Annotated in this window: 32 protein-coding genes; 31 read left to right on the top strand and 1 reads right to left on the bottom strand. The window is 34.2% G+C overall.

Annotated elements, in window-relative coordinates:
• Positions 1-321 precede the first annotated feature (321 nt).
• From H4J75_RS15565 to H4J75_RS15470, 20 genes are all read left to right on the top strand, one after another.
• Positions 322-666 (top strand): hypothetical protein, encoded by a 345-nt coding sequence (locus H4J75_RS15565; protein WP_182222640.1) that lies wholly within the window; start codon positions 322-324, stop codon positions 664-666.
• A gap of 218 nt (positions 667-884) precedes the next feature.
• Complete coding sequence (locus H4J75_RS15560; protein WP_220465336.1) at positions 885-1,472, top strand: helix-turn-helix transcriptional regulator; 588 nt, start codon at positions 885-887, stop codon at positions 1,470-1,472.
• A gap of 88 nt (positions 1,473-1,560) precedes the next feature.
• Positions 1,561-1,968, top strand: coding sequence for a hypothetical protein (locus H4J75_RS15555; protein ID WP_182222639.1), 408 nt, complete (start codon positions 1,561-1,563; stop codon positions 1,966-1,968).
• Between the two features lie 106 nt (positions 1,969-2,074).
• A complete protein-coding gene (locus H4J75_RS15550) occupies positions 2,075-2,854 on the top strand; it encodes a DUF4019 domain-containing protein (RefSeq protein WP_182222638.1) in 780 nt (259 codons plus the stop codon).
• Between the two features lie 116 nt (positions 2,855-2,970).
• Complete coding sequence (locus H4J75_RS15545) at positions 2,971-3,732, top strand: hypothetical protein (RefSeq protein WP_182222637.1); 762 nt, start codon at positions 2,971-2,973, stop codon at positions 3,730-3,732.
• A gap of 424 nt (positions 3,733-4,156) precedes the next feature.
• Complete coding sequence (locus H4J75_RS15540; RefSeq protein WP_182222636.1) at positions 4,157-4,639, top strand: hypothetical protein; 483 nt, start codon at positions 4,157-4,159, stop codon at positions 4,637-4,639.
• Between the two features lie 138 nt (positions 4,640-4,777).
• Positions 4,778-5,566, top strand: coding sequence for a trypsin-like serine protease (locus H4J75_RS15535; protein ID WP_182218384.1), 789 nt, complete (start codon positions 4,778-4,780; stop codon positions 5,564-5,566).
• Positions 5,567-5,673: 107 nt separating this feature from the next.
• Complete coding sequence (locus H4J75_RS15530) at positions 5,674-6,369, top strand: hypothetical protein (RefSeq protein WP_259364961.1); 696 nt, start codon at positions 5,674-5,676, stop codon at positions 6,367-6,369.
• Positions 6,370-6,476: 107 nt separating this feature from the next.
• On the top strand, positions 6,477-6,935 hold the full coding sequence (locus tag H4J75_RS15525; RefSeq protein WP_182218386.1) for a GNAT family N-acetyltransferase: 459 nt from the start codon (positions 6,477-6,479) through the stop codon (positions 6,933-6,935).
• Between the two features lie 136 nt (positions 6,936-7,071).
• Positions 7,072-7,527 carry a GNAT family N-acetyltransferase gene (locus H4J75_RS15520; protein WP_182222648.1) on the top strand — a complete coding sequence of 152 codons (456 nt, stop codon included), beginning with the start codon at positions 7,072-7,074 and terminating at the stop codon, positions 7,525-7,527.
• Positions 7,528-8,090: 563 nt separating this feature from the next.
• Complete coding sequence (locus tag H4J75_RS15515; protein ID WP_182222635.1) at positions 8,091-8,378, top strand: hypothetical protein; 288 nt, start codon at positions 8,091-8,093, stop codon at positions 8,376-8,378.
• A gap of 107 nt (positions 8,379-8,485) precedes the next feature.
• Positions 8,486-8,944 (top strand): energy transducer TonB, encoded by a 459-nt coding sequence (locus tag H4J75_RS15510; RefSeq protein WP_182218390.1) that lies wholly within the window; start codon positions 8,486-8,488, stop codon positions 8,942-8,944.
• Positions 8,945-9,067: 123 nt separating this feature from the next.
• On the top strand, positions 9,068-9,610 hold the full coding sequence (locus tag H4J75_RS15505; protein WP_182218392.1) for a DUF4287 domain-containing protein: 543 nt from the start codon (positions 9,068-9,070) through the stop codon (positions 9,608-9,610).
• Between the two features lie 122 nt (positions 9,611-9,732).
• Positions 9,733-10,146, top strand: coding sequence for a hypothetical protein (locus tag H4J75_RS15500; RefSeq protein WP_182218394.1), 414 nt, complete (start codon positions 9,733-9,735; stop codon positions 10,144-10,146).
• A 125-nt stretch (positions 10,147-10,271) separates the two neighbouring features.
• Positions 10,272-10,958: an outer membrane beta-barrel protein gene (locus H4J75_RS15495; RefSeq protein WP_182218395.1), complete on the top strand. Its 687-nt coding sequence runs from the start codon at positions 10,272-10,274 to the stop codon at positions 10,956-10,958.
• A gap of 117 nt (positions 10,959-11,075) precedes the next feature.
• Positions 11,076-11,495, top strand: coding sequence for a hypothetical protein (locus H4J75_RS15490; RefSeq protein WP_182222634.1), 420 nt, complete (start codon positions 11,076-11,078; stop codon positions 11,493-11,495).
• A gap of 49 nt (positions 11,496-11,544) precedes the next feature.
• A complete protein-coding gene (locus H4J75_RS15485) occupies positions 11,545-11,808 on the top strand; it encodes a hypothetical protein (RefSeq protein WP_182218399.1) in 264 nt (87 codons plus the stop codon).
• A gap of 114 nt (positions 11,809-11,922) precedes the next feature.
• The gene (locus tag H4J75_RS15480; RefSeq protein ID WP_182218401.1) at positions 11,923-12,114 is read left to right on the top strand and encodes a PspC domain-containing protein; all 192 of its coding nucleotides are present in this window, start codon (positions 11,923-11,925) and stop codon (positions 12,112-12,114) included.
• A 178-nt stretch (positions 12,115-12,292) separates the two neighbouring features.
• Complete coding sequence (locus H4J75_RS15475) at positions 12,293-12,559, top strand: hypothetical protein (RefSeq protein ID WP_182218402.1); 267 nt, start codon at positions 12,293-12,295, stop codon at positions 12,557-12,559.
• Positions 12,560-12,986: 427 nt separating this feature from the next.
• On the top strand, positions 12,987-13,385 hold the full coding sequence (locus tag H4J75_RS15470; RefSeq protein ID WP_182218404.1) for a hypothetical protein: 399 nt from the start codon (positions 12,987-12,989) through the stop codon (positions 13,383-13,385).
• A 5-nt stretch (positions 13,386-13,390) separates the two neighbouring features.
• On the opposite strand, the gene H4J75_RS15465 is transcribed toward H4J75_RS15470, so the two are convergent.
• Positions 13,391-13,867, bottom strand: coding sequence for a hypothetical protein (locus tag H4J75_RS15465; protein WP_182222633.1), 477 nt, complete (start codon positions 13,865-13,867; stop codon positions 13,391-13,393).
• A 756-nt stretch (positions 13,868-14,623) separates the two neighbouring features.
• Between H4J75_RS15465 and H4J75_RS15460 the strand changes: the two genes are divergently transcribed.
• The 11 genes from H4J75_RS15460 (at position 14,624) to H4J75_RS15405 (ending at position 21,118) form a co-directional block, all read left to right on the top strand.
• Positions 14,624-14,788 carry a hypothetical protein gene (locus H4J75_RS15460; RefSeq protein ID WP_182222632.1) on the top strand — a complete coding sequence of 55 codons (165 nt, stop codon included), beginning with the start codon at positions 14,624-14,626 and terminating at the stop codon, positions 14,786-14,788.
• Between the two features lie 107 nt (positions 14,789-14,895).
• Positions 14,896-15,315 carry an MAPEG family protein gene (locus H4J75_RS15455; protein WP_182218410.1) on the top strand — a complete coding sequence of 140 codons (420 nt, stop codon included), beginning with the start codon at positions 14,896-14,898 and terminating at the stop codon, positions 15,313-15,315.
• Between the two features lie 108 nt (positions 15,316-15,423).
• Entirely contained in the window at positions 15,424-15,627 is a 204-nt protein-coding gene (locus tag H4J75_RS15450; protein ID WP_182218411.1) for a DUF3565 domain-containing protein, read from the top strand.
• Positions 15,628-15,882: 255 nt separating this feature from the next.
• Entirely contained in the window at positions 15,883-16,422 is a 540-nt protein-coding gene (locus tag H4J75_RS15445; RefSeq protein WP_070376747.1) for a manganese efflux pump MntP family protein, read from the top strand.
• Positions 16,423-16,552: 130 nt separating this feature from the next.
• Entirely contained in the window at positions 16,553-16,894 is a 342-nt protein-coding gene (locus H4J75_RS15440) for a hypothetical protein (protein WP_070376748.1), read from the top strand.
• A gap of 871 nt (positions 16,895-17,765) precedes the next feature.
• Positions 17,766-18,299 carry a DUF1569 domain-containing protein gene (locus H4J75_RS15430; protein WP_182218415.1) on the top strand — a complete coding sequence of 178 codons (534 nt, stop codon included), beginning with the start codon at positions 17,766-17,768 and terminating at the stop codon, positions 18,297-18,299.
• A 198-nt stretch (positions 18,300-18,497) separates the two neighbouring features.
• Positions 18,498-18,716 (top strand): DUF6500 family protein, encoded by a 219-nt coding sequence (locus H4J75_RS15425; protein WP_070376751.1) that lies wholly within the window; start codon positions 18,498-18,500, stop codon positions 18,714-18,716.
• Between the two features lie 99 nt (positions 18,717-18,815).
• Positions 18,816-19,352, top strand: a complete 537-nt coding sequence (locus tag H4J75_RS15420; protein WP_182222631.1) for a GrpB family protein — start codon at positions 18,816-18,818, stop codon at positions 19,350-19,352.
• Between the two features lie 227 nt (positions 19,353-19,579).
• Positions 19,580-20,179 (top strand): LysE/ArgO family amino acid transporter, encoded by a 600-nt coding sequence (locus H4J75_RS15415; protein WP_182218751.1) that lies wholly within the window; start codon positions 19,580-19,582, stop codon positions 20,177-20,179.
• A gap of 200 nt (positions 20,180-20,379) precedes the next feature.
• Positions 20,380-20,631, top strand: a complete 252-nt coding sequence (locus H4J75_RS15410; RefSeq protein WP_182222630.1) for a hypothetical protein — start codon at positions 20,380-20,382, stop codon at positions 20,629-20,631.
• A 133-nt stretch (positions 20,632-20,764) separates the two neighbouring features.
• Positions 20,765-21,118, top strand: a complete 354-nt coding sequence (locus H4J75_RS15405; protein ID WP_182222629.1) for a hypothetical protein — start codon at positions 20,765-20,767, stop codon at positions 21,116-21,118.
• Positions 21,119-21,138 lie beyond the last annotated feature (20 nt).

The following is a 21,138-nucleotide window of genomic DNA, read 5'->3' as shown; positions in this document are numbered from 1 at the left end:
CGATCGCTAGTTCAGCTTTTGATAATTGTGGCTGGGAAATTGTCGTTGCATTTGTTAGCGGTATATTCTGTTACACAAGTTACAGCACAGGTTTTGGTATATTGTTTTTTCCTATGTTTGCTGTATTTTGTTTGACTGTTCTTAGTATGCTTTTAAATGTATTCTTTGCAATTAAAGAAAACCTAAACGAGCGACAGTCTAAAAAGTAAACATACAAAGCATTCAAGCAGGACAAATAACAGTTGTTTTTTGCTCCTTCGTCGCTTATTTTAACCAACTATTTTGCCTCATAATGGGGCGTTATGTGTCTTTAGGAATAATATGAAATACTTGAGTTTACTTCCCATATCATTAATTTTAGGTTGTACGAATATATCCTTATCCGATAGAGCGATTCCTTACGATGATGGTTCTTTCTATACAGTAGTGGGTGGAGAAACAAAAGAGAAAGCTCACTCTATGTTGATAGGTGTCATGAAGTCTAGATGTGAAGTTGAAGGTGGAAAAACTTTTCAATTAATTTCTACGAAAAATAGTCAGACTGGAGAAGTTGAAAAGTTTGTCAAAAGTAAATCTAGTACGAAAATTGGCTCTTGGGAATTTAGTGACGTTGATACAAATTATACACAAGGCTTTGATCTCGAAGCTAAATTTACATGTATATAGTTTCGTTGCACGACACATATCAAGCCATTCAAGCAGGAGTTTTAGCCGTTGGCTAGGTTCCGCTTCGCTTCACATTTTAACCAACAATTAAAAGCCTCTTAATGGGGCATTACGGCTACATGTCATAAGCTTGGCATATGAATGTCACACTCTTAACGTATACAAAAAGGTAAATTCTCTCCATATTATTGGCAACTTTAATTAAGACGATTTAAACAATGGAAATGCAAGTAAATATAAATGTAATTAAAACCCAAAGAAATAATAGAGCTTGGAGCCAAACTCAGTTAGCTGAAGTGTCAGGGTTAAGTCTAAGGACGATTCAGAGAATAGAAAAGACAGGGGTAGCTTCATTAGAGTCTGTAAAATCACTTGCCTCAGTATTTGAAATGGACATTAAAAACATTCAAAAATGGTCAAACAAATCTGTCTATTCTTTAAAATCCAGATTAGCTACCTTATTTGGTGTTGTAGGTCTCATTTTATCAGGTGTGGTGATGGTTCCTGCTGCAGCCCAATCGATTATGGTTGATCTTGAATTATTGGAAAATAACGTAAAGTTAGCAAGCATTGAAATACTGAATGAGGAAAACACAGAAAGTGAAATGAAAATTTCTGATGTTTTAAAGATTACATTCACTTCAACTAAAGAGAACGACGGAACCGTGCTAATTAGTACAAAGGTGTATGACTTATCTGATGGAAATGAAGTACTAATATCTTCACCAAGTGTTAAAACTAAACATAGGGAAACTGCTGAAATACGTTTTGGTAATTACTCTTTATCTCTGACACCGAATTTGTAGGCATAAGAGGCCATTCAAGCAGGACTTTAATGGGGCGTTAGCTGCTTTTTGTCTTAAGCAGTATTTTATTATCTATAGGGAAATTATTATGAAAAATATATTTAAATCTAGTCTAGTTGCACTTGCTGTAATTACTTCGAATATTAGCTTTGCTAATGATATTTCAGCTGATTTCTTAAATAATGAAGCAGAAATTGCTCATAAAGTATATCTTCATGAGTCAACTGAAGTTGCAATCTATGCAATGGAATCTATTGTGAGGCTTCAAGAGTCCGATCAATCGGATAAATTATTACAAAAAACTGGTCCATCTAGTCTTTCATTTTCTTATATTCGTTTAGGTTTTTTATATGAAAAATCAGGTTTAATGCAAAAAGCAGATATAGCTTTTTCTAAAGCGGTTGCTACTTATAAATCACCATATAATAAAAATGAATCTGTAACCCTTAGTAAATTAAAAAGAGCAGTTCAAGAGTTGGATGCAATCAGCAGCTAACAAGTTGCTTAAACGGACGTAAAGTAGTTGGCTTGCTTTCGTTCCTCACTAATTTTAGCGAACAATTTTACGCCGCTCAGCAAGGCGTTATAAGGCCAAGAAAAGTATGTCGCATTTATTCAAATTGTTTTTATTCCTAATGAGTTCTCAATGTTTTGCAGGAACATTAACATTTAAAGAAGTGTCAAAAAATGAATACGAACTTATCCTTAAGAATGAAAAATCTCTTGAAATAGCACAGGCTCAACAGGCCATTTACGATAGTGCCGTAAAAATCTGTAAAGGCATGAATCCTATATATGGTAAATATAAATTTGAAAGTCAGGAGCCAATTTCAGAGGATGGAGAAACATCATCATTTACCTTTGTACAAAACATTACTTGTTCTGATGAAGTGCAGAGTACGCCTTCAAGAAGTAAATTTGTAATATCTAAAAATCAAGAAATTGAGATAAATAAACTTGTTAGTGAAATGACGAATAAATTTATTCAAAGTAAAGAAGAGGGAAGCTTTAAAGTAGCTTACGATATGATGTCTCCCTCGATGAAAAAAATAAGTGATTTCAATTCTTGGAAAAAGAAAGAATCAGATTATTTGATTGAGAGTGGTAATCTCATTAATAGAGATGTTTGGCGTTTGACAATGTATAACAACCCCGATAATTCCCCATCTCCCGGAGTTTACATCGCAGCGGATTATGAGAGCAGCTATGATAATCATCCAGTACACTGTGGTTATGTAATGTGGTTTGCATCGAATCCAAATTCTAAAGAATATAAAGTTATTAGAGAAGAGGCTGGCAAAATACCTAATGATGCCATGAAAAATATAAAACCTGAAAACTTACAAAACATTCGTAAACAAATTGGTTGTAGGGAGTTATAACAAGGCGTTAAACGGACAAATAACAGCTGGCTGTTGTTCGTGCCTCACTAATTTTAGCCAGCTATTATTTGTCACTTAACGTGGCGTTATAGGACAAATCGGAGTGTTGAGTATCCATGAAGTTTATAAATAATTTAATCTTGGTGTTGTCCATTCTATTTACATCAACTTCGTTTGCTGTTGATAAAAAATACCACGAGGATATTTCCTTGATTAAAAGTGCTTTCAAGCAACAGGATAAGAAAGCTATTGCAACTTTTATTTCTTATCCATTAGGGCGTGAATTTCCAATACCTGCCATTAAAAATGAAGCAGAGTTAGTAAATCGCTTTGATGAAGTGTTTGATAAAAAATTTATCGAGCTAATAGCTAACTCTGATCTAGACAAAGATTGGAGCATGATGGGCTGGAGAGGGGTAATGTTTTCTAGCGGTAAACTTTGGCTAGATTCCAAAAATAAAATAAGAGCGATAACATATCAATCTTCAAAAGAAAAAGAGATCAAAGCAAGTTTGATTGAAAAACAAAAACAAACTTTGCATCTAAGCCTCAGAGTTTATAAAAAACCAATATTAGAGTGGAAAACATCTAAATTTCATATTCGAATTGATGATCTTGGGGATTACAATTATCGCTATTCGTCATGGAGTATCGATAAAAAAACTAGAGATAAACCTGATTTAATTTTAGAAAATGGAAAAATGGTTTTTGAAGGTAGTGGTGGTAATCATCACTATTCTTTTTCTAATGGTAAATATATTTATCGTTGCTATGTTAGTGTAATTGGTAATAGTAAGTCTGCACCTGGAATATTAGATGTTTTCAAAGGTAAGGAGCATATATTAAATGACGATGTTATTGAGGTGCTAAGTCGCTAAATTTCATGCGTTTAATTGCCCTATAAGAAGTCATTCAAAAGGAAAAAAAACAGTTGGCTGTTTTCGTTCCTGAACATTTTAGCCAACTATCATTTGCCTGTTAATTAAGCGTTATATGCCTAAGGAATGTTTTGAACATCTACTCAATACTTGATCATTTATTAGTAATTCTAATTTCGTTATATGGGGTAGCATTCTTTAGTGGCTACCTTAAGCAGTCAGAAAAATCACCAGCCATGATTTGGATGAAAACTAAATATCCAAAATCGCCTAAAATTCTAATGTATCTTGGTGTTTTTGTGATATTAAATCACTCAGTACGTTTAGTTATCGAGCTGTTTAGTTGAACGTCGGCATATAAGCCATTCAAGCCGGACAAATAACAGTTGGCTCTTAATAGGGCGTTAACTGCAAGGAGGCACTGTTGAGTATTATTTCCAATATAACTTTAGTTATCGTATTTTTATTATCACTGATTATATGCAACGCTTTGAAAGCTGAAGAACATTGCAAAAATGATGTTTGCATTGAATTTAACGATATTCAATTAAAAATATCATCAGAATATATTATTATTCCTACTTTCAAAGAACATCCTAAGTACATGAAATACGTTGATCAATTACTTGTGTCTTCATTATATTTAAAGGATAAGCGTTTGTGTCTGGATTATTGTGAGGAGTCCTTTAGAGGTAAAGTATTCTCTGATGGTGTCAGTAGTAAAAGATTGAGTATTGTTCATGGCGAAGGTTATTCTGCATCATCATGGAGTATGGAGTTTACCAACTCTGAAGGGCCACAGATTACACATATGGGTATTATTTATACCAATAATACCCTGTTGCAAGTATTCGATGATAAAAAGCTTTGGCTGTATTTGCTTTCACAGTTAAATAGTAAGAGTTAAATTGCAGCTAACAAGCTGCTCAAACGTTCAAACGGACAAAAAACAGTTGGTTTTTGCTCGTGCCTCGCTTATTTTAACCAACTATTTTATTGCCTCTTAATGAGGCGTTAGCTACCCATCAATGAACATGGACGTAATATGAAAGTTTTATTTATCTTATCCATTATTTTCTTTTCTACATGTAGCAATGCTGTAGTGAAGAGACATGATGTTCCTCCTGAAAATTATGTCATTGATAAAATGCCTGAATACCTAATAGATATGCCTCATGAAGGACATGGTGTATTAATAGATACACAATGGGTTGTGACCGTAGCACACACCATTTTTTATGATTATGTTGGTAAAGATTTAATAGTTGGTTCAAAAGCTTATGAAATTGAAAGCGTTCATATACACCCAGAGTACTCTGAACCTAATAAAAATTTACTTAAAGGTGATTTAGCGCCTTTAATGCTTTTTTTCAAATCTAGAAGTGATATTGCGTTAATCAAATTAACTTCAAAAGTTAGCGGTGTTAAACCAGTCAATATATACAAGGGTAAAAGTGAAAAAGGTAAAAAAATTACAGTTTATGGTAAGGGCGCAACAGGAAATGGATTAACCGGTGAAGATATTGATACGAAATCATTGCGTGTAATGAACCAGTTTCAAAATATTGTTGAAAACTCAGAAGGTAATTGGATCGCATTTAAATTCAACGAACCTGCAAATGCATTACCACTTGAAGGTATACATGGCTCTGGAGATAGCGGAGGGGCTTCCATTATATTTCAACAAGGCGCTCCATTTCTCGTAGGTTTATCAAGTTGGCAATTGGGGAATGGCGATATATCTACTTTTAAAGGTGGTTTGTATGGCACTACAGCTTATCAAGTTAGGATATCTAACTACTATGACTGGATAGTTAGTGTATTGGGTATCTAAAAAGTCACTCAAAAGGACAAAAAACAGTTGGCTTTTACTGCTTCGTCGATTATTTTAACCAACAATTTTTTGCCGCTTAACGTGGCGTTAACTATAAGGAATCACACTTGGGAACTCGCATCATGAATTTTATTGAGAAATCCAATAAGATATTGCTATTTATCGCAGCGATAATTGTAATTATTGTAATTGGTAAAAACATAATTAGTGATCTTTTAAGAAAGGATTATTCCGAACCAAAAGTACAAGTTATTGATCATAATGATGCACTACAAAAAGATCAAAAACCTAAATTAGAAAAAAGATATGTAGGTCAAATTAAAGATGTGCATATTCTAGAAATAACCTCGGACCAGATAGTGGAAGAACAATCTTATAGTGCAAATGCTGACATGATGATTGTTTCATCGTCTTTGAGTTTAAGCAGTAATGCAGTTAATTTGATGTTTACTAAAGCTGGTGAAAAGAATAATTTGTTATTCGAGAATAACGCACTAATCGTAGATTTCTCACCCACCCAATCAAGGGAAACAGAATACCGAAACATCTTAAGTAAAAACATCTATTCTGTCGTAAGACAAGATACGAATAAAGATGGATTTCTAAACCAAGATGACAATAAAGAGTTATTGGTTTCTGAATATGACGGTACTAAGTTAAAATCTGTCATCGATAATATCGATGGTTATCAGGTGATTAGTAATGATGTGGTTTTACTTTATACGGCGACTGATAATGATACGTTCTATTATACTTTTAATGTATTATCAGGTGAGTTACTCAAGCTTGATACAAACTTATAGCTATAAGGCGTACAAACGGACAAAAGACAGTTGGCTGTTTCACTCCGTTACAATTTTAGGCAACAATTTTTTTTCAGCTAACGTTGCGTTAACTTCCTAGGGATAGAATGAGTATACGAAAAGCTACAATCAATGATGCCGTAGGAATTCGATCTCTAATTCTGAGCGCCGCAGAACCACAAACCAACTCTGACTTTAATAAAGAAGGTATTGTACACTTTAAAGAAAGCCTTGAATTGAAAGCTATAAAAGAACGCATCCAAAATAAAAAATATTTGATGTTATGTTTTGTCAAGGAATACAAAATTGTCGGAATAATAGCAATTTTCAAAAAAGAAAAGTTAAGTCAGCTTTTTGTTGACCCTAACTCTAGAAAGTTAAATATCGCTAAACAATTGTGGTCAGCAGCAAATGAAATCTGTATAGCTCAAGGAGGTAATGGGAATTACTGGGTAAAGTCTTCAACTATGGCTATTCCTGTTTATGAGCGTTTCGGTTTCCGCCTTGATTCGGCTCAACAAAATACAGACGGTATAATTTTTCATACGATGTTGCTACAGTCATGAATACGGAAGTTAACAAGTCACTCAAAAGGACAAAAAACAGTTGGCTTTTACTGCTTCGTCGATTATTTTAACCCACTATTATTTGCCGCTTAACGTGGCGTTAGAGAGCAATGCAGATTTTGAGCCTAGGCATACTATGATAAACAAACTTGATAATTCTAATGAAGACGTTGGTAATAAAATTTTTAAAGTTTTTCAAAACTCTTATAAAGTTGAAGCTCAGCTTATTAATGCTTCTAATTTTCCACCACTATCACGAAGCATTAAAGATATAAAGAATTCAGAAACACTGTTTTATGGTTTTTATGAAAATGGATGCATCGCAGGAGTCATAGAGGTTGTTGTAAAGGGTAATCAATTAGAAATAGATAGTTTAACCGTTGATCCAAAGTATTTTAAAAAAGGGATCGCAGGTCAATTGATTAGTTATATTCTCGACTTATTTGAATTTACAGAAGCAATTGTAGAAACTGCCGTTGCCAATGATCCAGCAATTAATTTATACAAGAAATATGGCTTTGTTGAGTTTAAACAGTGGACACCAGCTCATGGTATTCGAAAAGTCGCAATGTCGTTGAAAAATGATCTCTAACAACAGCCATTCAAACAGTGATTTTAACAGTTGGCTAGGTTCCGCTTCGTTCAACATTGCAGCCAACTATCATTTGCCTCTTAATGGGGCACCAGCTGTACTATGAAGCTTTTAGGTAAGGAGCCTATTATCAAATTTTTTAAACTTACATCAACTCTTGAATTATTAGGATGGTTTTTTCTTATTCTATTTTTTTCGGTTCTAATCTTCAATGTAGAACAAAGTTTCTTAGTTATAATTCTACTTTTTCTTACTTTGCTATTTTCTGTACTTTCAGGGATCGTACCTATGTTCTCAAATGTGGTTCCCCAAACTGCTTTATTAATAAGAAGATTATTTCCAGCAATTGGTATTGTTATTTACTTTTTGGTTCAATTTGTAAGAGAACCATTTATTATACCTTTCTAATGAACTAGCATACAGCTAATGAGCAACTCAAGACCGATAAAACAGCGGGCTGTGTTCGTTACTCGCTATTATAGCCAGCCATTTTTTAGCCGCTTAGCAAAGCGTTAGTTTTCGTAGAGCGTGTATTATCTCCATTTGTTAAAAAGGATAATTTGATGTTAAACAAAGTAATAATTATTATCTGTACACTGATCTTCACAGGATGTGTTGTTGTTCCTGAAGTGGATCATTCTCAAAAATATCAATGTGGTTTGTCTACAGATAAAAAGACTCTTAAAGTTGTTAATCTAATGAAGGGCGACACTAGCTTTTATGAATGGAATGATGAGTTTTTATCTATAATAACTATGCCGACATCAGCAGTTGTCTCAAGTGTATACGTAGCGGTAAATAATGTTTATCACTTTGGTGAAAAACAAATAAAATGTGGTAACAAAAACTAACAAGACTTTTAAACGACAAAAAGCAGTTTGCTGTTTTTCGTTTTTCAGTATTTTAACAAACAATTTTTTGCCTGTAGTTAGGGCGATAAAGCTATAAGGAGTTAGCAATGAGAAATGCCGTTTCAATTACAATAATAAGTTTATTTTTAGGTGCATGTGCGTCTAATGATACTGTTCAAGTTGTCGATGAATCCTTAATTGAATATAAGGATATATCTTTAAAAGAACAAAGAGAATTAGTTAAAGAGTATTGGATAGTTGAAAAGAGGCTAGACCCTAAATACCCAATAGAAGCAGCAAGGAAAGGTTTATCTGGTTGTGTTGATCTTATTGTCGGTATAAACAAAGATGGTAAAACCAGTGGCTACAAAGTAAAGGAATCTTATCCTAAAGGTGTATTTGATTACCATGCTGCTGCGTCTCTCAAAAGCTGGAGATGGTCAGCAACAGAAGTAAATGTTGATAAAACACCTGTATTGACATCCATACAATTGGATTTTATGGTTAGTGGCGCAAAGAATGCCAAGGAAGCTAAAAATAAATGCGGATGGAATTATAAGGTATAGCGCTAACAAGCTATTCTAGCAGGATAATAACAGCTGGCTATTTGCTGCTTCGTTGCTTATTTTAGCCAACAATTATTTGCCTCTTACATGGGGCGTTATTTTTTGAATAAAAAGGTGGAGTATATGGATAAATCGCTGCAAAAAATGATTGAAAATATGCCTGAAAAAACAGGTAAAAAATTAGAAGAATGGTTTCAAATCTTGGACAAAGAGAATTTTGAAAAGCATTTAATGGCTGTGAAATTTTTAAAAACAGAGCATGGTGTAACACATGGGTTTGCAAATACAATTGTCACTTTATCTAAAGAAAGAACTAATCCTCCTGAAGATTTAGTTTTAAATCAATATAGTGGTAAAGAATCGCTTAAGCCTATTTATGAAATGCTTTTCTTAGTAATCAAAAACTTTGGTGAAGATGTTGTAATTACACCGAAAAAAGGAAGTGTAAGTTTCATCAGAAAAAAACAGTTTGCTTTAATTAAGCCGGCAACTAAAACAAGAATAGACTTGGGTTTAAAACTTAAAGACGTCGAGGTGCAAGGGCGGTTAGAAGCATCAGGACCATTTGGCACTATGTGTACCCATAGAATACAACTAAATAATATCTCTGACGTTGACAGTGAAGTTATCGAATGGTTATCGAAAGCGTACGAAACATCTGTTTAGTCAAAACATAACAAGCGGTTCAAACGAAAAAATACAGTTGACTATTTTCACTGTGTTCAACATTTTAGCCAACCAATTTTTTGCCTCTTATCGAGGCGTTATGCTGCAAGGAGTATTTAAGCATGAGTGATACTAAAAAAGATAATTTCTACTGGCCTGATGTATCAACAATAGAGTCTGCCAAAGCTGCTACCAAAGGTTCTATGTTCGTAGCATTATTTGTTGCTACAGTTACAGCCGCATTTGCCTTATATGGTATGTATAACGATCCAATTTTAGGAATTGATGCTTGGGCATTTGTCGATTCATTTATTTTTATACTTATTGCATTTGGTATTTGGAAACTAAGCCGATTCGCAGCAACGTTTGGTTTAATTTTTTATATTATCGAACAAGTTAATATGTTTATAACTAACCCGTCAGTACCTTTCTTAGCGATTTTATTTATTGTGATCCTCATTGGTGGGGTAAGAGGAACATTTAGTTATCATAAGCTTAAAAATCAAACTGTAGAGGTTTCAGAACCAGTAGCATAATAAGACGTTCAAATAACAGCTGGCTGTTGTTCGTTCCTCAACATTTTAGCAAACAATTTTTGCCTGTTAGTAGGGCGTTAAATATTTCTCTAGTTCAGAGTTTGTATTTATTTTAAAGGATGTAAATGAAAAAAAATATTATTGGGATGATTTTAACTTTATTCCCGTTATTTGCTTTAGGGGAAACAGTTTTCGTATCAGAAATACTTATCGGTAAATCCCAACATGAAATTAAATCGTTCTTAAATCCAAATTTTTCAAATGAGAGCTATTCTGCAACTTTGAATGATAGTTCATTTGGGTTTAGATTCGGTGTTAAATTTTTCGATAATGTTTCAATTGAACTTGCTAAACATGATCATGGAAGTGTGGTTAATGAATTTACAGTTTATTATCCTACTTCGATCACAGGTACACCTTCTGGCGGAGATTGCTGTTTAGGTTCTGAGCATGACTATACCGCAGAAGCAATTATACCTATTGAAATTGAATCTATTAGGTTTGGAATAAAAGGTGAAGTAGAGTTAGTCACTAACTTTACTGTTAATGCTCGGGTTGGACTTGCTCACTGGTCATATAAAAACTATACGCCAAAAAAACTTACAAATTTTAGCCCTCCACCAGTTAGTGATGGAAGTGGAAATGATTTATATTATTCATTAGGCGCAGAATATAAGTTTTCAGAAGATTTATATCTTGGCATTGAGTACTCACTATTATCTGTAAATGAAAGCTATGCTGTCAATGATGTAAGTGGTTCTTTTAGCCATGATGTAAAAGATTTATCAATAGTTGCAGGTTGGGTGTTCTAAATACCTAAGCCACCCAAGTCGGACAAAAAACACTTGGCTATTTGTTCCATCATCGCTATTTTAGCCAACCAATTTTTTGCCTGTTAATTAGGCGTTTGTGTTAATCATGGAAAGTGTATGCGTATAGTTTTTGTTTTCATCCTCCTACTTTTTTCAGTGACAGTTAAAGCTGAAAATATTAAACCTTTCACATCAGATGGGTGCAGTACTTTCCCTGACGGTACATTTGATCATAAAGAGCTATGGTTATCTTGCTGCACTGCTCACGATTATGCTTATTGGCAAGGTGGAACTTATGAAGAGAGGTTGGTTGCAGATAAAGAACTTCATCAGTGTGTTTCAAAAACTGGCGAGCCACAAATTGCCAAGCTAATGTTAGCAGGTGTGCGAGTGGGAGGAAGCCCATATTTTCCTACGTCATTTAGATGGGGTTATGGTTGGTCCTATCCTCGCTGGTATAATGTATTAACTGAGGCCGAAAGAAAGCAGATAAAGTCGATCAAAAATGGTCCATATAAGGCATTCAAGCAGGATTAATAACAGTTGGCTCTTAATGGGGCGTTATGTTGTAAAGGAAGGTTAGGCGTTGGCTAAATTTGAAATACCCATACAAATAATCGAAAGGGATGGTCCCTTCAAAGAGGTCAAGCAGGATGCTTCAATTGTTAATATTAAATTATTAAATTCGGTTGTAATAGAAAATGTACTGGTGATTTACCCTAATATAATTGCAGCTATTAAAGGGCAATCTGAATTAACATTTGAGTGTTCTCAAATTTCTTCGGTAATACAAACGGATTCAAACCTTAAGGAAAGGTTTAAAAGTCACTGGATATTTTTCGGCTTGTAACAACATAAGCTATTAAACACAGATAAAAAACAGTTGGCCGTTCTTGTGCCCCGCTTATTTTGGCCAACAATTTATCGCCACTTAGCTTGGCGTTATATAACTAGGAGTATAAAAATGGATTTTGGTAAGCTTCCTAAATCAGAAAAAAACATACTAGCAGGAGTTGCTGGTGGAATAGCTGCATATCAGGGGGTTAATCCCTATAAAGTTAGAATCGCTTTTTTACTCACCGCACTATTGACTGGAGGGATCATTGTTATTGTATACACAGGATTAGCTTTGTGGATGCCTCCTCCTAATCGGTAATTACCAAGAAGGCAATAGAGTTAGCTATTAGTTATTTTTCATCAATCTAGCATAGTTACATTACAAGGCATTAATGCAACACTAAATAAAAGTTGGCTGTTGTTTGTACCTAACAGATTTAGCTCTTAACGTGGTATTATTTCTCCATTTTTATCGTAAATACAGGTATGAGTTAAGTATGGTTCAAAACATTATAGTAGTGGCGTTATTAACTGGGTCCATAGGGTTAATGCTATTGGTTATAGGTTCGATTTTTGCTGCTATTGTAGCTCTGGGAAATAAACAGCACTTATTTGGTTGGTCTGTATTTTTGTGCTTTCCTCTTTCATTAGTTTATTGTGCTATGAATTGGGACAAAGCCGCATATTCTGGGAAAATGGTATATTCAGGGGCGTTTTTGCTCGCAGTAACGGCTATTATTTTGAAAGCCGGTGGTGTGATTTGAGGGGCATATAATAAGTCTTTCAAATGGGGGATTAACTATTTTTTAGCTCACTCAGATGACTTAATAACTATGGAAAGCGCTTTCACGCAAAGTAATAATAAAACATGGCAGTATAAAAACGCTAAACGTGCTCAAATTTTTAAGACTAAAAATGATCCACGACTCTATTTTATCGGATCACTTAAGCGGTTCCATACTTAATATTATATCGCCTTTATTGTCTGTGGATCTAAAAAATAATTTGTACACCTTATTTAAGTTACCCTTAAAAGCAGTTTAATTGTAATGTTTTTTTGAGTGAAGGTTGGGTTATTAATTATTCTAGCATTCGTATAAATGCAACATAGCTCGCTTTTCTGAGGTCGCTGAGCATTTTAGCTAATTAATTTTTGCTTGTTATAGGGCGTTATATATTAAAGGAATGATATTGGAAATTTCAAAGTGTGTTGTATTAGTCTTTTTGTTAAGTGGTTGTACTGTGTCCAATCATAATTTAAATAATGGGCCAAATGCCTTAGGTGGTGGATTTTCTGACAATAAGCTTCAGAAAGGACTTTATTCTATTGTAGCAAAAACAAATTTTGCCCCATGGAGTGACCATAAGGCTGCTCATAAAATCTTTAATCGTAGAGCTACGCAGTTATGTGGTACCGCTGGTTTTACCGCAATTGAGCTTGTAGAAAGAGAGTTTGAACATATTCCCAGAGACCTTCCCCCTAAATATATCATCTCTCAAGTTAATGGTTATGTCATTTGTAAATCATCAAACTTGACTATTAAAGAAGCTGAAAAATTAATTCAAGCTTCATATGCAGTGAGCTTATAAGTTGTTTAAACGGATGTTTTGGGTGAACTGATTAATCTAGAAAGTCCCAGTCCGGTTAATACGAATGCAAAAAATAAAATATGAAGCCACAATTTAGGGCCAATTTCAGTGTTCAACTCAGATAAAGACGTAATTGATGTAAATTGTCCTGTAGTTATCAGTTTTACAACCCATTCATTGGCAGGGGTTGCTGAAAGTGTTGTTAGCCATCCTAAAATTATTACTTGCGCAACACTTACTAGATATGAAGCGTTAAAGTTATAAATAAGGCTAGCAATAAACGTATAGAACACAGACACGCTAATATGCACAAGCCATGATAATGCAATGGCGGTAGTTTCATTATAATTACCTACGTTTATATATGCTGATGCGTGTCTCGAAGTTAACGTAAGCATTCCAAATAAAGGTTGGATTACAATAAAGGCAATACTAGAAAAAATGCCAATTAAAAATATAGCGGTGAATTTTTTGGTATTCATTTGTTACTCTTGGTGTGTTTTGATAATTACTAGACATGTTTAAACGCTTATTAATTTCGAACAAAAGTATATTTTTGTCAGGTGACGGCCTAACAAGTTATGCTAAAAAGAGCATGTTCCCATTGAATCTAACCAAGTTAACATATTTGAAAAATGGCAAGACCAAATAGCATTAGATGATTTTTGTGACTTAGGCTTAAATAGTAAGATGTTTTCGTTAGTTGAATCATTTGATGTTAAAGAATATGTCATCAATAAGTAAGCTACATTATTGACAGATAAACGTTGTTTTTTTGTTTTTTGCCAGACATACCATGAAAAATCAGTAACTAATAGAATATTTTTTTTAGGAGTAAGTTGTATGAGTTTCGTTATAGATATATTTGTTTGGTTATTAATTGAGACTATATTTGGATTTATTTTTTATACGACTGGCGGCTTGATTCTAAAAATACTGACCTTGGGTCAGTTTAAAATAGAATTTCATGATTTTGCTTCTTTTAAGAAGATAAAGTCTAAAAAAATCAATTTAATCTGTCTGGTAGGAATATCCTTTTATGTGCTATCCATTGTGTTAGTGGCTTATCTAAACAATTAAAATATAATAAAATACCAAGTATAAAAATAACCGTTAGCTATTTACTCCTTCATCGACTATTTTACCATCAATAATTTGCTTTTTAATGGAACATTATTTGTCTCTATAATCGTCTGTTTAATTTTAGTGTCTTTATTTATAGATTGGAGTAAATAATAATGGTCATCTTATTTATTATAAGTTTAATCAGTATGGTTTTGTGTTTTTATGTAGCTAAATACCGTAATGCTAATAAAACATTATGGGTGCTAGCAGCACTGCTTGTTGGTCCATTTGCGATCCCTTTTGTTTTCTTTTCTAAGCCGGTAGCCGCAAAAAAATAACGTAAAATTTTATTTTTTATATATAACAAACCATTGGCTTTTTTATTCCTCGATATTTTAGCTAAGCATTATTAGTCTTTTAGAAGGCGCTAGGTGAATTTTAAAATATGAAAGTTATCAATGAATACGCTTTATTTGCACCATTATTATCTTATGTTTTATGGGTAGTCATTCTGTATGTATTACTAACAATAATACGTGCTCCAAATATTTGGGGTACTGTTGAAAATCCAGATGATTGTCATCCCTTTTTTAACTTAGAGAAAAGCACTAGCGCTAATCTTTCAAATCAATTTGAATGGCCGGTATTATTTTATGTTATCTGTATCATTTTAATTGCGCGGCCCGATTTATATCAAAGCGCATATTTATGGGCTGCTTGGATGTTTGTTATCGGACGTGTGGTGCATAGTATTGTTCAGATAGTTTCAACAAACATTCGCCTGAGAGGCAGTGTATTTAATATAAATTTTTTAGCGGTATTATTTATGTGGGGAATTTTAGCTTTAGATATACTAAGCAAATAAAATTTATTTGATATTATATTTAAAACTTGGATGAGTCCTTGGTCGTTGTTTTTTACTCTGTTATTTAACGATTATTTTTCACCTCTAAACAAATTGTGATAGGTATTAATGAATCAATCTATTGTCGGTTATCATAAAGATGAAGAAGATGATTGGGTCGCTGAATTAAAATGTGGTCACTTTCAGCATGTCAGACATAACCCTCCTTTTATAAGTCGCCCTTGGGTAATAACAGAAAAGGGACGCGATTCGTTGTTAGGCCACCTATTAAAGTGTAAAAAATGTGACTTAGGGCAGCCATCAGATCTATAATAACCTTAGCATTTATTCTCTCTACGCTAGATGGTGAAATGAGTGCTTAGTAAGATACCTAGCAGGTTTTATTGGTCTAATTAGTCGATTAGGTGGCTTTTTTACAACTATCGTTTTAAGGCTCGGACCTTGAACTCTATAACAACCAACAAAACAGTGTATCTTTTATTCTAGTCAACATTCCTTTATCTGTAATTTACTTTTAATTTGGTGTTGGTTTTTTTATGTTTTTTTATTTAACGGTCGAATTGCTTAATGAATGAAGTATTAATTTTAGCTGTGGCATTGAGTATGGACGCTTTTGCAGTATCAATTGGCTTAGGGGCAAAACACAATAGCAAGGTTACACCTTTGGCATTAATGTCAGCAGTATATTTTGGGCTATTTCAAGGGGTGATGCCTTTATTGGGTTATCTTGGAGGACGAGGAATACTAGGTTGGATGGAGTCTTATGCTACATGGCTAGCCTTTTTATTGCTTTTGCTCATAGGTGTTAAAATGATTTATGAATCTTTTTCTGAAGGCATAGAAGATGATATTGTAAAAGTAACTCATCGCGTTATGCTAATACTTGCCATCGCTACCAGTATTGATGCCATGGCAGCTGGCTTTACTTTTACCATTTTAGCTGTAAATCCATTCGTCGCTTGCTTTATTATTGGTAGCATGACTTTTTTCTTCAGTTGGTTGGGCGTGTTAATTGGCGCTAAAACGGGTACTTGGTTAGAAAGTAAGGCTGAATTCTTGGGTGGTGTCACTTTGATTTTAATAGGCATAAATATCTTATTAAATTAGAGGGTTAATCGGTATTCAACACGTTTACAATGAGCGTTCACATTTGATTCGCGCCATTTCTTATAAATATAGCTAATAATTACTTATTCTTGGGTAGGGTATTTATATTATCTTTGTTGAGGTTAATAAAATGAAAAGTACACTAAAAAAGGTATCAGAGATTGTCGCTAAGGCGAATGACTCGTTCTACAACCAATTTGATAATGTTGATACATTGATGGGCATAATGGATAAAAACCTACGTAACCAAGGCATGAAAGCTGATGCGATTACCATTGATTGCATAGCCCAGAACAAGAAGATCGTTGTACTCATCCATGATGAGAAGCCTGATACTATAGAAATAGCATTGGGTAGCAAAGAAGGTGATATTTATTCGTCGGCTGAATACGCACTAAATGAACTGTCAGAGGCTGTTATTATAGACATTATGGAAAAAAACTTTATCTCACAAGAAAATCACACTAGCTAATTAAAGCTAAAGTAGCCTTTTGCTAGCGCTAGTAAACTGCGCTTAGTCGCTTAGCGGAGGTTATATTTACTCACGGTGCTAATTAAATGATTTCCTGCTTGTTTGAGTTCTTTTTTGTGGTAACTTTAGCGCAGTAAAATGGGATTATGTTTGCTGGACTTCACCTGTAGATCTTATTAATAATTGCTGGGCAGCCCAAAATGCCAGGGTGATGCGGTATCAATAATTTCTCAGTAAGGGGTATTCACATATCCTTGCAAAGAAATATCGTTTGCTTCGTCCTAATACTTTACCTGATATTCTGACGCTTAATGTGGCGTCATACCCCTAGGAGTTTACTTGATTTCACGACTTAACAAAAAAACTTTGATTCGATGGAAGGTCTACATAGATAGGTCGAAAATGTATATTGGATATGTACAATTCCTCCTGATAATTTTCGTGTTTATTAAATCACTAGGTGATAATTTTGTCACTGAATTTGTCTTTACAAGTCCAATGATTGCAGTGCCTATTATATTGTTCACTTTCGTTTTGTTGTCGTTGATTATTGGTTACCTTGATTCCAGACTCGGCTTTCGTGAAGAAGAAATAAGGAACCATTCTAAATCTAATCCTGTGTTAATGGATATTCAAAAGTCTCTTATAGAATTAAATATTAGAATGGCTAAAATGGAACAAGAGAGAAAGTCGAACGATACTTAATGTTTTTACTTTAAGGTCGATTTAAATAATAACTCTTATAACAGTGCCAACATAAGTCATTCAAGTCGGGCAAATTTTAGCTGTGCTTTTTTGTCTAGGACGGTCAATAACCTTTAGTTCACTAAACTTAGCCTCCTATTGGGAGAATAGTTTTTAAGGATTTGAAATGAAACGTAGACAGTTTGTTAAAGCTTCACTGGTAGGTGGCGGAGTTATTTTAGGAGTAGGTGCCGGCGCATTTACCCTGATTAAAGAGGGCAATAAAAATAGCCTTACCGTAGAGATGGCTTTAAAAAAGCTAGATGATTTATCTGATGAAAGTCTTATCCACCAAGGCGAATGGAACCCATATCAAATATTTAGCCATTGCGCACAAAGTGTAGAGTTTTCAATGTCTGAATTTCCAGAACATAAATCGAATTTATTTAAGAGTACGGTTGGTCAACTCGCATTCTCGATTTTTGCATCTAAGGGTAAGATGACACATAACTTAGGAGAGCCTATTCCAAGTGCTCCAATTATTATTAAACATCTAGACTCAACACACGCACTCATTCGTTTAAAACAATCTCTGCTCAACTTTAGCCGTTATCAGGGGATTCTTGCGCCACATTTTGCCTACGGTGAGCTATCGAAAGCGGAGTATGAAATAGCACATGTCATGCATTTATATAACCATCTTCAAGAGATAAAGACTTAACAATGCCGTGGTCAAGTCACTAAAATCACTCAAATTAATCTTAAGTGCTTTGTATAGTTTCTGTTAATTGAATCTAAAATAGAAACGTTAACTGACTCATCAGGCATTTGCATAGATTGATGTTTATAAAAGATAAAGCCGTTAATATACCTTATAGATCTGTGGGTTAATGGTAAATTTAAAGGCGATGAGTAAACAATGAAAGCAGAGTTACGATTAAAAATTATCGACGTTTGTAATAAAAAAATAGCGAGTAATGGTGACAACGTTGGACTATCATTTTATGCCTTTTTTGCTAATAAAAATGAAACACCTGAACTACTTATGGAAGTTGCAACATGGTGGATACAGACTCACAGATTAGATCATTTCGTCAAGGCGATCAAAATTAAAACCATGGTAGAAAATGGTTTGTAATGGAAGATAACCAATCGCATAATTGATAACATTTAACCCCAATTTTTTCACTGCACTTAATATAATAATCGACTGTGATTTCGCACTTGGTGAGGTTTAATGACAAAGGAACTACAAAATATCAGTCAAGCCGCAATCGTTCTTGAAGCGTATAATCCATCTTGGGATGATAAATTTGCAGCAGAAAAAAAACGCCTAATAGCTGTTGCAGGTGATTGGCTTTATGGTTCTGTTGAACATGTAGGTAGTACTGCTGTTCCGGGCATGATTGCTAAACCGATAATAGATATAATGTTTGGCGTTAAGTCTTTGGAACTCGCTCAACCTGCTATTATAGCGCTTGTCCAAAACGGTTATAAATATTGGCCTTATAAGCCTGAAGTTATGCATTGGTTTTGCAAACCTTCAGATGAATTTCGCACACATCACTTACATTTGGTGCCGTTTGAAAGCCCACTCTGGAATGAACGTTTAAGGTTCAGAAATTTATTACGTTCAAACTCAGTTATCGCTAACGGATACGCAAATTTAAAACAAGAATTAGCCATTACTTATAAAGACGATAGGGATGAATACACTAAGAAAAAGTGGCCGTATATTCAGCAAGTTTTACATGAAAATAAACTCACATCATGAAAATGATTTTACAATGAGTGCTATCTGAAAAAAATATTTAATCTATACAAGAACAAAGCCTTCGGGTTAAAGCAAGTATCTCAACACGCTATGTGCCTAATAGCCGCACAGCGGCATTCGTAAACTTTAAAGTTTACTTAGCTGCTAACAAAAGCTATTTTATTGCCCCCTGTATAAAGGGTTAATCGTAGTGTTTGATTTTTATTCAACCAGAAAAGATAATTTATATGACAACTTTTTTCGCAGGATTTTTTCTTAGCCTCTCTCTTATCCTTGCAATAGGTTCTCAGAATGCTTTTGTTTTGAAGCAGGGAATTAAAAAACAACATGTTTTATTAATTTGTACTATTTGTGCTATTTCTGACGCTATTTTAATTTCATTGGGTGTTGCAGGGTTTGGCGCTATTGTAAATGAGTATCCTTTTATTGAAACGTATGCCCGTTATGGCGGTGCTTTGTTTCTTCTTGTTTATTCTGCACTGAGTTTTAAGTCAGCATTCAGTCAACGTCATGTCTTAACACCAGAAGCTAAAGTACAGCATTCAGTCTTAAAAACGATTGCCATCTGTCTTGCTTTTACATGGTTAAATCCTCATGTTTACCTCGATACTATGGTGCTTTTAGGGAGCATTTCAACACAATATGAGGGAAAGCAAATTGAATTTACCTTAGGGGCAATTTCAGCTTCATTCACTTTCTTTTTTAGTTTGGGTTATGGAGCAAGATTTTTAGCCCCGCTATTTCAACAACCAAAGTCATGGCAAGTGCTAGAATTTATTGTTGGGCTTACTATGCTCATTATTGCTTTAACGTTAATCTTTAGCTAAAAGGTATACTTAACAGCGAATTGACTGTTGGTTGCCAAGGGAAAATGTGTGTATCTGATCACAGCAATAGGTCTTTTATTAACTTTTGTTGGTTTGGGACTTATAGGCTTAGTTAAACAAAAAATAGTTATTATAATCTCCTCAATATTTTAGCTAGATATTAATTGCCTATAAATGGGCATAATCAGTAAAGGTATTATATGAACGCGTGTGAATTAATAAAATTATTATCTAAAAAAGGGACTGAAGATCTATCAACTTCATTACAGTGGATCAAACCGATACCTGAAGAGGGTGCTGCTTTAGTTGAGAAAATAGACATGGCCTTAAATATTGTTAAATTTTCTCAATCTAGACAAGCTGAATATGGAGGGGTAAAATCCTCAAACAATCACTTAGACTCTCTAATACGTTTAAGGGCTGAACTTAACAGTATTCTTGAGAAAACCTAAAGTAAACTAGTTAAACTTAACGATAATAAATTAAATAGGGCAGGTAACAACGCAAATAGCTGTGCTACTAATTTGGCATTTTGCCAATGATAATATTACTCTCTAGTGAGAGCGGATGAGCAAAGGAATGCAAATGATTAAATTGAATCTTTATAAATATAGTAAAGCCTTATCGGTAATTAGTTTAATAGCGGTTACTTATAAATATTGGGGGTTTGGTTTTTGGGAAGCTATTTTTATTTTGCTCCCTTACCTGCTGGTATTTTTGCTTGCAAATAGAGCCGCTTATAGTAGCCCTTTGTTAATAGGGTGTAGGGCGATAGCTGGCGTTATTGTTTCACTATTATGCGGAGTATTATTATTTGGCATAACGCCTTCTGCTCAAGCAGGTATTGGATTTATGTTTGTTGTTGTTATTCAGTATGGTGTTATTTTCGTGAGTGAAGCACTCATTGGTTTATTCACTTATCAGGCTGATGACAAATAAGACTAGTTAAGCAGCGCTAA

Origin of the sequence: Colwellia sp. BRX10-1 (assembly GCF_014077545.1) — a bacterium.
GTDB lineage: Bacteria > Pseudomonadota > Gammaproteobacteria > Enterobacterales > Alteromonadaceae > Colwellia_A.
Note: the sequence above shows the minus strand (reverse complement) of the source record. Positions and strands in the feature narration are given on the sequence as shown.